The following is a 3955-nucleotide window of genomic DNA, read 5'->3' on the forward strand; positions in this document are numbered from 1 at the left end:
TTGAAAGGAGAAGGATTTAACTTTGCGGGTTTCATATAAGTGGCTGCAGGAATATGTGGATATAACCATCACCCCGGCAGAACTGGCCGACCGGCTGACCATGGCCGGTGTGGCCGTGGAAGGTCTGGAGGAGCCGGGAAAAGAGATCAGCAACGTGGTTACCGGCCGCATTGTCAGGATAGAACCGCACCCCAATGCCGATAAACTGGTGATCTGTCTTGTTGACACCGGTGAGCCGGAGCCCCGTCAGATCATTACTGGTGCAACCAACGTCCGGGAGGGGCACGTGGTTCCCGTAGCACTTGAAGGAGCGCGGCTGGCCGGGGGGCTGGTAATCAAGAGGGCAAAGCTGCGGGGGGTGGAGTCCCGGGGCATGCTCTGTTCCGGCCAGGAATTGGGCCTGGACTCCAGAACCCTGCCTGCCGATCAGGCACACGGCATTATGATCCTTCCTTCAGATACCCCTCTGGGCCTGGATATCCGGCCGGTCCTCGGGCTGGATGATGTCATTTTCGAGCTGGATCTCACCCCCAACCGGGGCGACTGCCTCTCCATGATTGGGGTGGCCCGGGAAGTGGCCGCCTTACTGGGGCAGCCCCTGCGTTTCCCCCGGCTGAACCTCCGGGAAATACCGGGTAGCTCCCTTGAAGGTCGGGTGCGGGTGGACATTGCGGAACCCGAGCTCTGCCGGCGCTATGTGGCCCGGCTTTTCACCAATGTGAAGGTGGGGCCCTCACCCCTGTGGATGCAGGAGCGCCTGCGGGCCGCGGGCATTCGCCCCATAAGCAATGTTGTCGATATCACTAACTATGTCATGCTGGAGCTGGGCCAGCCCCTGCATGCTTTTGATTACGATAAGTTAAGGGATGGCCACATCATTGTCCGCCGTGCACATCCGGGGGAAGTAATCGTTTCCCTGGACGGCGTGGAGCGGCACCTGGAACCCGAGATGCTCGTCATTGCCGATCCCGGTGGACCGGTGGCCGTGGCCGGGGTGATGGGAGGGCTCGCTACCGAAGTAACGGAGAACACTACCACTGTCCTCCTGGAATCGGCTTACTTCCATCCCACCAGTATCCGCCGGACATCCCGGGTGCTGGGTCTTCGTTCCGAGTCTTCAACACGTTTTGAAAAAGGGATAGATATTGATGGCTGTCTGGCTGCTGCTACCCGGGCTGCCTGTCTGCTGGTGGAAATAGGTGCTGGAGAAGTGGTTGCCGGTGCGGTGGACAACTACCCCTCTCCGGTCGCCAGAAAACCTATCATCCTGCGTCCCGAGCGGGTGGGATACATACTGGGGACGGAAATTCCCCGGGAAGAAACACGTAATCTCCTGACCCGCCTTGGATTCACAGTGCAGGATGCCGGGGGGGACCTGTTGGTAAATGTTCCTAGCTACCGGGTGGACATCCACCTGGAAATCGACCTGATCGAAGAAGTAGCCAGGCTGTACGGTTATGACCGGGTACCGGCCACCCTGCCCTTTGGAGCCACTACCCGGGGGGCGAGGACGAGAGAACAATCACTGCTCAGGCGTTTAAAAGAGGTCCTTGTGGAATGCGGCCTCACCGAGGTGGTTACGTACAGTTTTGTAAATCCGTCCGTATTTGACCGGTTCAGGGTGCCACAGGACAGTCCCTTGCGCCGTGTCTTGAAGCTGCAGAATCCCCTTTCGGTGGAGCAATCGGTCATGCGCACCATGCTGTTACCGTGTCTCCTGGAGGTGCTCAAGCGCAATTTTAAACGCCGGGTAACCAGCGGGGCCATCTTTGAGGTGGGCCGGGTCTTCTTCCCCCGGGGTGGGGAAGCTCTCCCCGAGGAGCGTCCGGTGCTGGCCGCGGCTGTCATGGGCCAGGGGGCGGCGGGGTGGAACCGGCCGGCTACGCCCCTGGATTTCTATTACCTCAAAGGGGTCCTGGAGGTGCTGGCCACAAAATTGGGCCTGCCCGGCCTGACCTTCGAGCGGGAAAAGGAAAACCCCGCCTTCCATCCCGGCCGTACCGCCCGGGTCAAGGTTCAGGGGGAAACGCTGGGGATAGTGGGAGAACTGCACCCTGATGTGCTGGAGGAATATGAGCTGGATGTGAGGGTGTGCGCTTTTGAGGTTGACCTGGCCGCTTTGCTTGCGCTGGCCGGTAAGCCGCCCCGGTACCGTCCCTTGCCCCGCTTCCCCGGCGTGAAGAGGGATATAGCCCTGGTGGTGAGCCGGGAAATACCGGCGGCTGATGTGCTGCGGGTTATTCGCCGGGCTGGTGGCAAATTGCTGCGTTCTGTGGAACTGTTTGATGTTTATGAAGGAGAACAGGTGAGGGAAGGTGGTCGGAGCCTGGCCTTTTCCCTGCTTTTCCAGGCCGAAGACCGCACTCTCACCGATGCAGAAGTCGCCGCCCAAATCGGGGCCATATCTGACGCCCTGGTCAGGGAACTGGGAGCTGAACTGAGAAAGTAGACGCTCATGATGCCTTGCGTCACTGTCGTTTTGCACGGAAGCGAGCGACATTGAGCCGGGTAGATGCAAACGGCAGGCATTCACACAGAAAAAGTTGTCGTTCTGGCAGGAGTTTCTCCGGACAACGCCGAAAGAGGTAAGAATTTGAAAACCAGGGGGAAATGGCTATGGGCAAGCAGGAGACCCGGGTTGAGGTGGAGATTTTTGGTGAGTATTATACTTTGAAAGGCGAGGAACCGGAGGAATATCTGCGTATGCTGGCCCAGTATGTTAATAAGAAAATACGTCAAACAGTCACCCGCAACCCTCGTCTGGGGTTGTCCAAAGCGGCCTTGCTCACTGCTTTGAACATCGCCGATGAACTGATGAAGCTGCAGAAGGAGTACGACGAGCTGGCCGAACTTCTGGAGGTGGACAGAAAAGCAAAGTAGAGTTTATGTTCCGGTTGGGCCGTCTGCCACTCAATATATGGCAGGCGGATTTTTATTGAGGAAATAAGTTGCCACGGCGTAAGCTTTTACGGGGTTGAGTTTAAACTAATTGTAGTTTGCAGGAAGGGAAATCCCCCTCGTATGGTAAATATGTCAGGATAGGGATAACAGCCGCTTGTTGTCTAAGGAGTATGTGGTCATGCAGAATATGGAAATATCCTGGGCTTTTCGGGAACTGGCGGATCTTCTGGAATTTGAGGGCGACGACTTTTTCAAAATCCGGGCCTACCGGCAGGCGGCCAGAGCGATAGCAGGCCTTGAAGAACCAGTTGTGGAGTTGTACCGGCGGGGTACTCTGGTCAAAGTCCCCGGTATCGGTAAAAATATTATGGCTAAAATTGGTGAGCTCATTACGACCGGGAAGATGAAAAAACTGGAGGAACTCCGCCGGAAATGGCCTCCGGGAATTCTTGAAGTTATGGCCCTGCCGGGGATTGGGCCGAAGCGGGCGCGGTTTTTACACGAACAGCTGGGGATCACCTCTCTGGCAGAGCTGGAAGAGGCGGCCCGGGAGAAGAAAGTGCGGGCCCTTAGAGGGATGGGGGTTAAAACCGAGCAGGAAATCCTCCGCAGCATTGAGCTGGTACGCAGCCGGCAGGGTCGCATCCTGTTGCCTCTGGCTCGGGAAATAGCTGTAGAAATCGCTTCGTATATTCAGGATACTCCCGGTACTTATAAAGTGGCGGTGGCGGGAGGGGTCCGTCGCTGGCGGGAAACGGTTGATGAGATCTTGCTGGTAGCCGCGGCTGAAGACCCGGAGCCTTTGCTTGACGCTCTGGCGTCATATCGCCGGGTCAAGGAAGTGCTGGCACGGGAGAGTGAAAGGATAAGGGTCCAGACCTGGTGGGGGGTGCCGGTGGAACTGCACGTGGCCGGCCTGCAGGCTTACGGTGCCGCCCTGTTGTTGGCTACGGGCAGCCCCGAACACTGCCACCGGTTACAGGAACTGGCCGGAGAGAAAGGTGCTTGCCTGGGTAAGTGGGGGCTGGGTGGCAAAGACTTCCCTTCGTGCAGT

Annotated in this window: 3 protein-coding genes; all 3 read left to right on the top strand. The window is 57.7% G+C overall.

Annotated features, from left to right (window positions below):
* The first annotated feature begins 22 nt into the window (after positions 1 to 22).
* Positions 23 to 2449 (top strand): phenylalanine--tRNA ligase subunit beta, encoded by a 2427-nt coding sequence (pheT, locus tag ACPLUI_RS07875; protein WP_424659716.1) that lies wholly within the window; start codon positions 23 to 25, stop codon positions 2447 to 2449.
* A gap of 167 nt (positions 2450 to 2616) precedes the next feature.
* A complete protein-coding gene (locus tag ACPLUI_RS07880) occupies positions 2617 to 2880 on the top strand; it encodes a cell division protein ZapA (RefSeq protein ID WP_424659717.1) in 264 nt (87 codons plus the stop codon).
* Positions 2881 to 3058: 178 nt separating this feature from the next.
* Positions 3059 to 3955: helix-hairpin-helix domain-containing protein (locus ACPLUI_RS07885; protein WP_424659718.1), on the top strand; the 897-nt coding region annotated here is incomplete at its 3' end.

The organism is Desulfofundulus sp. (genome assembly GCF_049701015.1).
GTDB lineage: Bacteria > Bacillota > Desulfotomaculia > Desulfotomaculales > Desulfovirgulaceae > Desulfofundulus.